Source organism: Candidatus Binatia bacterium (assembly GCA_036382395.1).
GTDB lineage: Bacteria > Desulfobacterota > Binatia > HRBIN30 > HRBIN30 > JAGDMS01.
In genome coordinates, this window is record DASVHW010000009.1 from 20,254 (window position 1) to 28,110 (window position 7,857).

General features: G+C 61.4%; 5 protein-coding genes. All 5 read right to left on the reverse strand.

Going from position 1 to position 7,857, the window contains the following annotated elements; translation table 11 throughout:
• Positions 1–5: 5 nt before the first annotated feature.
• Entirely contained in the window at positions 6–323 is a 318-nt protein-coding gene (locus tag VF515_00510) for a HigA family addiction module antitoxin (GenBank protein HEX7406106.1), read from the reverse strand.
• A gap of 18 nt (positions 324–341) precedes the next feature.
• The gene (locus VF515_00515; protein HEX7406107.1) at positions 342–632 is read right to left on the reverse strand and encodes a type II toxin-antitoxin system RelE/ParE family toxin; all 291 of its coding nucleotides are present in this window, start codon (positions 630–632) and stop codon (positions 342–344) included.
• A gap of 365 nt (positions 633–997) precedes the next feature.
• A complete protein-coding gene (locus VF515_00520) occupies positions 998–3,685 on the reverse strand; it encodes a DEAD/DEAH box helicase family protein (GenBank protein HEX7406108.1) in 2,688 nt (895 codons plus the stop codon).
• Positions 3,682–4,944: a PDDEXK nuclease domain-containing protein gene (locus VF515_00525; protein HEX7406109.1), complete on the reverse strand. Its 1,263-nt coding sequence runs from the start codon at positions 4,942–4,944 to the stop codon at positions 3,682–3,684. Before VF515_00525 ends, VF515_00520 begins: the two co-directional genes overlap by 4 nt.
• Positions 4,945–4,962: 18 nt before the next feature.
• Positions 4,963–7,857: DEAD/DEAH box helicase family protein (locus VF515_00530; protein HEX7406110.1), on the reverse strand; the 2,895-nt coding region annotated here is incomplete at its 5' end.

Genomic DNA, 7,857 nt, shown 5'->3' on the forward strand with positions numbered 1-7,857 from the left:
TGACCTTAGGCGGGTGACGCGGCGGGGGAATGGCGCTGCTTGGAAACGTAGCGCTTCACTCTGATCTGTCCTTCTCTCTCGCGGGTCTGCGCGATGTCGTAAGAGGACTGCATCCGCATCAGCGTGTCCATCTTCACGCCAAAGGCTTTCTCGATCCGCAGGGCCATATCCCCGGAGAGATCGGCTTTGCCATTGAGCAGACTGGACAGGGCGGGGCGGGAAACCTGAAGCACCGCCGCCGCCGCCGTGACCGTCAGTCCAGCGGGCTCGATAATCTCCGTTCGGATGAAATCTCCGGGATGGGGCGGGTTCTTCATCGGCATAGCGTTTCCTCCTTGTTCCTAGTGGTAGTCTTCTAAGTTCACGTCGAAGATTGTGCGCTCTGCGGTGTCGACGCGGAACGTCAGACGCAGGTTGCGGGTGACGCTCAGGCTCCACGTCCCCTTGCGATCGGCGGTCAGCGTGTGCACCTTCCAGACCGTGAGCGCACGCAATTCCTCAGGGTCTTTCATGTCATCGAGGTACGCGAACATCTTGCGGAGCTTGTCCACGGTATCGGGCGGCACGCCGTTCGCGCTGCCGTCGACGTAGAGGCGCTTGAGCCCCTTATGGGCGAAGTTCCGTATTTTCACCGAGGGATTGTAGCCCGTAGCTTAACACTTATCAAAGGCTCTCCCTTTCTCCCGGCTGGCACCATCGCCAGCCTCGTGAAACCGAGTGGGCCATTGAGGGACGTAGGTCCGAGTATTCCGAGTTGCAGTACACGCCAGTCCCTATAATCCTTGATTACTGTATGCTGCGGCTCTGCACCCTACGCCCATGCCGCGTGGCGCTACATCGAGACCGTGCGTATTCGTCTCTCGGTCGATGCGATCCATCACTGCAGGCTCGTCACCCGTTCGCTCCCCGTCGCGTCCTTAGAGATTTCGGCCATCAACTGCATCCGCTCCCGAACGCGGAATACTCGTTCCTACGTGCCGCAAGCCTCGGTTCGTGCTCAGCTGCCAAACCGCGCGGCTAATCCCTTCAGCGTCATGTTCTCCGCGATCGCGTCGTGCGGAATCAACACGTAGCGCCACGGCTTGCCGTGATACGTCGCGGCATGAGTGGATGCGTTCGCGCACCACTGGATGGCCACTGCCTTCTTCGCCAGCACGACCGGATCATCCATCTGGTTGCTGGCCTTCGGCTCCAGCATGTAGATCGTGTCGGCGGTCTCCGCGACGAAGTCCGGCTGGTATTCCAAGTGATCCGCCCCTTGCCGGTAGAAGATCTGGAACTGCCCCTTGGCTGGCTTGAACCATTTGACGGCGTCGCGATCCAGAGTCGCCGCGAGCTTGCGCTCGGCGTCTGAGTCGAACTTCTGCACGGAGTAGAGGCAACGCTTGAACCCACCGAACAGGTATTTCGCCATGTTGCTTTTATCCGAAGGCGCGACCCGGTAGTCCGCCGGCGGGTCCTGCACGGAGTAGGTATAGGCGCTCTCCTTCAGCTCGGTGAAGCCCTTGCTGATCTTCACTTCATAGCCGGACGCGTCTTCCCAGTAGTGCTCCTGCATCTGGGCGTGAATGAAGCGCGCAATGTCGCGCTGATAGCAGCGCAGCACTTTGCGCGTATCGTCCTCGGACTTGAGGTAGCTCTGAAAATGCCGCACCGTCTGCGCGGCCAAGTCATAGAGCAGATCGGCGTGGTCGTCGTAGGAGATGTCGTCAAAGTCCACCAGACCACTCACGACATAGTCTTCAAGCCTGGCCTCCTCGATGCTGCCACGCCCGAGCGCCACCACTTCGAGCTGGTTGGTGCGCAGGTACTGAATCCAAAGTTCATCGGAGATCTTCGGGTACTTGAGCGTGTCGAGCTTCAGCGTGAACGCCTTGAACCCTGACTTCACTTCACCCCTGGGCACGACCAAAATTCTGGGGATATCGATGGTCTCCTGCATGACTAGGTCCACGGTCTTCGCCACCACTGCAGCGATATCCGGCTTCTCCACCACGCCTTCCAGCTCCATCTGCGTGGGCGCACGTTGCTCCTCGACCGCCTTCACGATGGCGGCCTGGATTTCCGGCTTCTTCAGGTGCTCGATGGTGGGTAGGGTCTGCGGCTGGTTCTCTAGCTTGCGGATTACCCGCCAGGCGATCTGCGCCACCTGCTGCTCTTCCGGTTTGGTGAACACGGGCGCCTGGTCTTGCCCAGCCACCGTCGTGCCGCTGGTGACCTGTGCCGGCTTCAACCCCAGCTTGGTGGCGAGCTGCGATTGCGACACTACCGTCGCCGTCTTCTGTCCGAGTTGGTCGGTATCCAGCACCACTGCCTGCAAGCGGATGGCGGAATCTGGCTTGTTGGCCTCGTCGATGATCTCCTGGAACTTGTCGTGGGCGACGATGTTGAGCCGGTCCACGGCGGTTACACCGGTGCGCTTGCCGTAGGGCAGCCGCAAGCCGCGGCCGATGGACTGCTCGATGAGAATGCGTGCATTGGCCGCCCGCAGCGGCACGATGGTGTAGAGGTTGGTCACGTCCCAGCCTTCTTTCAGCATGTTGACGTGGATGACGATCTCGGTCGGCTCTTCGGTATGCTCCACCTTGAGCAGCCGCGTGATCATTTCCTCTTCTTCGGCGCCGGTCCGGCTGGAATCCACCTGGATCACCTTGTCCTTGTACCGCCCCTCGAAGAAGCCGTCGGACTGGATCAGCGCCATGAGCTGGCCCGCATGCGTCGTGTCGCGGGCAATCACCAGCAGGAACGGCTTGACGATGGAGTTGTCGCTCTCGCGTGCGTAGGTCTCCAGCTCCACCTTCACGCTTTCGTGCAGACGCACGCCGTCCTCCAGCTTCAAGCGCTCGATCTCCTCCGCCGACATGCCGGCGGGGTTGAAGTTCTTACGCGTGACGACTGCCGGCTCCTTCACGAACCCGTCGGCCATGGCCCTGCCCAGCGGATAGTCGTAAATCACGTTCTTGAACGCCACCGGGCCCTTGCTCGTTTCCACGAAGGGCGTGGCCGTCAGCTCCAGCCCGAGAATCGGCCTGAGCTCATTGATCACCCGAACGCCCGCGCTTGCCCGGTACCGGTGCGACTCATCCATCAGCAACACTAGGTCGGGAAGCCCGGCAAGGTAGTCGAAGTAGCTCTCCCCTAAGATTTCGATCATCCGCTTGGTTCGCGGGGGCTTTCCGCCACGGACCTCCGAGTTGATCTTGGAGATGTTGAAGATATTGACTCGCACCCCTCCAAACAGGGAGCCGCTGGCCGGGTCTCGCTGATCGTAGTTGTCGCCCGTAATGAGAGCCGGCATATTGACCGCGAACTCAGCAATGCCCTTGAACACATACTTCGGCGTGTTCGGCGTGAAGTCGGCGATCAGCTTGTTGTAGATGGTCAGGTTCGGCGCCAGGACGAAGAAGTTGTCGAGGCCGTGCGCCAGGTGCAGATAGCTGATGAAGGCGCCCATCAAACGCGTCTTGCCTACGCCCGTGGCAAGGGCGAAGCACAGCGACGGAAACTCGCGCTCGAAGTCCGTTACCGATGGAAACTCGCTGCGGATGGCCTCCAGCAAGGTGGCGGTGTCGGCGCCCTTGCGGGGCGGGGCGATCTCGGTGATGCGGTCGAGAATTTCCAACGAGCGGCGCTGCGGCGGGCGCAGGCTCAGGCGGCCGGCGATGGCGTTGACGTGGCGGTTCATGGCTTGCGTGTCCGCTTTCTTCTTACCTGCGGCCCAGGAAGCGCGAGTTGCCGCAGCTCCCGGCGCAGCTCCTGTTCCAGCTCCTCCTCGGTCGGAAGATAGAGCTGGTAGCGGCTGGTGAAGATCTTCCGCGCCAGCTGCTCACCCAACGTGTATTTCACTACCGCATCGTTCTTGTCCGGGCACAGGATCAGCCCCAGCGTGAGATTGTCGCCCTCGGTGCGTCGCTCGCGGTCGAAGTAGTTGACGTAGAACTGAATCTGCCCGAGGTCGGCGTGCGTCAGTTTGCCCACCTTGAGGTCGATGAGCACGTAGCACTTCAGGATGGTGTGGTAGAAAACCAGGTCGATGTAGAAGTGGTCGCCGTCGAGCGTGATGCGCTCCTGCCGGGAGACGAAGGCGAAGCCCTTGCCGAGCTCGAGCAGGAACGTCTGAAGATTGTTGATCAGCGCCTGTTCCAGCTTCGATTCCACCAGTCGCGGGGACTCCGGCAGGCCGAGAAACTCGATGACCGTAGGGTCCTTGAAGACATCAATCGGCTGCATAACCTCTTGGCCGCGGGTCGCCAGCCTCATCAGGCCCTTCTTGTCGCGGCTCTTCGCCAGGCGTTCGAACAGCAGGCTGTTGATCTGGCGCTCCAGTTCCCGCGCCGACCAAGTGTTGCGGATCGCCTCGATTTCGTAGAAGGCTCGCGCGTCAACGCGACCGACGCGCAGGAGTGTGCGATAGTGAGTCCACGACAGGTTGGGATGCAGTCGGCCGGGCTGCCACGATTCGTCACGCGGTGCGTGGCGAATCATCCGGCTCACCGAGCCAGCCTCGTCTTCGAATTCGTCACGTACCCCGTAGCCAATCTGTAGTGCGGATACGGCATTGGTCAATTCCCCACGCAGTGCGTGGGGTTTCTCGGCACCGATGAAGGCGGCGCGCCGCTCCGATTTCCGACGCACTGCGTCGGATTTTTGCGATGAAGCAGAAATCCGACGCACCGTCTCGGATTTCTCATCCGGCAACAGCCGGGTGTATTCCAGGTAGAAACGGCGGAACAGCTCGAGGTTGTCCACCGAGTAGCCGGTGCCGAACTCCCGTGTCAACTTGGCCGCCAAGTCGGAAAGCAGCTCCGCCCCATAGGCTGCCCTTCGCTTCCCAGCCTGCTCCTCTTCCACGATCTCCCGCCCGACGAGCCAGTTGGCCACGACCTGTGTGGTGTTAACGGTGCGCGCGACGCTCCTGCGCGCCGATTCGAGGATCTCGCCAATGCGGAAGGGGCAGCTACCCTACTGATCTTCCGCCCAGTCTCCCGAGAACCGTGCTGGGTCGAGCGCGTCTCGGATGGTGGAGACGACCTTGAAGTCCACGCCCAACGCCGCGAAGTGCTTGCCGCCGCAATCGGTTTTGCGCCGCTCGGTTTCACGCAGATCGTCCGGATCCGTCGTGCCCTTCGTCTCTCGCACCAGGTATACTTTGAGGTCGTCTTCGTACACGATCGCCCAGTCGGGGTTGTATGGCCCGATTGGGGTGTCGACGGTGAACCAAGATGGGAGCTTGAGAAAGAATCGCACACGCGGGTTGCCGTCCAGCTGCTCGGCGAATCGATGCTCCACCTCGGACTGGAACTCGACGAAGTCGTACAGCGTCTTGTCGGCGCTCTTCACCTGGTACAGCCGATCGAGATAGCGAAACAGCTCGTCCTCGCCCTCCGGCTCCAGGCGACGCATCTCCCAGAACTGACCGTCGACTTTCTCGTAGCGAATTCCCTCGAGCATCAAGTCCGAGAGCGCACGCTGAAGTTGCTTCGTCGTCTGGGTGACGAAGGCCTGGGGATTGACCGGAAATTCCGCCAGGCGCCCCGACTCGACGAGGATGCCAACCAGCGTCGACCGCGTCAGCTCCGTCTCATTCTGCAGGTAGCCGAGGATATCGGGCAGCCAACTTGATGGCTGCGCGTCGATCTGCCGTTCCTGAAGGATCGACACCGGCTCGACCCCAGCCTGCGTGATGCCGATCTCAGCGCGTTGCACTTGAACTCGGACGGGTTGGATGCGAGGCATTCCCCGCAAACGCGCGACCGCCCGTTGTTTGAGTTCTACGGAGGCGAACTCCACACGATAGCGCGTCCGCTGGCTGATCTTCTGCCACAGTGCCTTGAAGTCGCCGCTTTCGTCGTACACGTGCTTGCGAAAATTGAGCGGCTTGCGATCGCGCGCGTTGAGAATCCGGTTCTTGAAGACAAACCGGCTGAGCTGGTCGGTGATCGCAGCGCGTAGCTCCGCAAAGTCCGGCGGCACATCGAGCACGAAACCGCGCCGGCGCGGGTCGAAAGCTGGCTGCAACTCACCCTCGGGATTCAGGTAGCCCTTGGCCTGCAAGTGATCCCAGATCCGCAGCGAGGCCGGCGTGCCGATCGCGCGAACCGCTTCACCCGGGGCAGCCGGCGCCACCAGTTTAGTGAAGGCCTCCCGTGGCACCTTGCCGAAGCGGATGCCGTAGTCCTCCTCGTATTCCGTCTGCAGGGTGCGCGCGAACTCTTCGTAGGCTTCGTTCGCAACGACGGTCAGAATGTTGATGTCGGCGTCGCGGACACGCTCGCCATCTTTGTTGACCGGTAGGCGCAGGCCGCGCCCGATCTCTTGGCGCTTGCGATCCGCCGACTTGCTCTCGTTCAGTGTGCAAATCTGGAAGACATTGGGATTGTCCCAGCCCTCGCGCAGTGCGCTGTGGCTGAAGACGAAGCGTAGCGGCTCGTCTGAATCCAGCAGTCGTTCCTTGTCGCGCATGATCAGCGCGTACGTGTCCTCGTCATCTTGCGTCTTGCCGCTCGTGTCTTTGAACCGGTCCCTGCTGGCCTTCGACTTGTCCTTGGAGAAATACCCGCCGTGGACCTGCTCGGCTGGCAGGTCGATGACGCCCTTGTAGAGCGGCTTCGCTGTGAGCTCGCGATAGGCTTCTTCGAACCACCGGCCAATCTTCCCGAGGCCGTACGTGCCGTCGTCGTTGTAGGTGCGGTAGTTGCCGACGCGATCGATGAAGAACAGCGACAGCACCTTCAGCCCACGCTTTTTGAGGGCCTTCTCCTTTTGCAGGTGCCGCTCGACGGTTTCGCGCACCTGCGCCCGCATCACGTCATCCGTCATGCCGCCTAGCGCGCTGCCGAGCGTGACGACCCGCCCGTTGCTGAACTCCACGTACTCGTTGCCCGCCTCGCAGCAGATGTCGCGCACGATCCAGTCGTTGGCGTATTCCTGGCGGCTCTTCGATTTCACGTGCAGGTCGTCGCCCGCTTTCACGGTGACCGACTTCTGACTCACCCGGGCATCCCGGCCGGCAACGTTGATCTTCAGCTTGGCTTTGATGCCGTTGCGGTTGTCCACCTTCTCCAATCTGACGAAGGCGTCGTTGGCGGTCTCGTCCGCCTGCACGCTGGCCACCTCGATCCGCTTCACCAAACGGAGGTCGTACGCTTCGACCGGACCGAGCTTGTAGAGCAGGTGGTACGGGTTCTTGTGCGTCGCTGAGTAGCGCAGCGTGCAGAGCGGATTAAGGCGCAAGATGGCTTGATGCGACTTCGTCAGGCTTTCGCGCGTGTCGCCCTCGACGCTCTGCGGCTCATCGAGGATCACGATCGGGCGTGTCGCTTGGATAAATTCGATGGGTCGGCGGCCTGACAGCCGATCCTGCTCGACATTGATCACATTGGCGGCGCCGCGCCGGCGGCTTGCGGCTTCCCCCTCGTCGCTGAGGTCTTGCACGTCCTTCACGAACGATTGGATGTTGATGATCATGAGCTGCAGCGTGTTCGCGCTGGCGAACTGGCGCACACGGCCAAGCTGGCGTGAGTCGTAGACGAAGCAGTCCAAGGCGGTGTTGTTGTAGCGCGCGGCGAAGTGCTCGCGCGTGAGCTGCACGCTCGTCCTCACGCCCTCACGAATGGGGATGCTGGGCACAACGACGACGAACTTGGTGAACCCGTAGAGCCGGTTCAACTCGAACATCGTGCGCAGGTAGACGTAGGTTTTCCCGGTCCCGGTCTCCATTTCGATGGAAAAATGAGGCACAGCCTCGGGCGCGTTGGGCTGCACTCCGGCAGGGTAGCCGCACGCCGGATCGAAGAGCGCAGCGGACTCCGGCAGGCTGCTGCGTTCCTGCACGCTCCGAAGATTGGCCAGGAGCAC

Coding starts and splice junctions, on each gene's coding strand:
- VF515_00520 (HEX7406108.1), bottom strand. CDS start 3,685: ATGAACCGCCACGTCAACGCCATCGCCGGCCGCCTGAGCCTGCGCCCG.
- VF515_00510 (HEX7406106.1), bottom strand. CDS start 323: ATGCCGATGAAGAACCCGCCCCATCCCGGAGATTTCATCCGAACGGAG.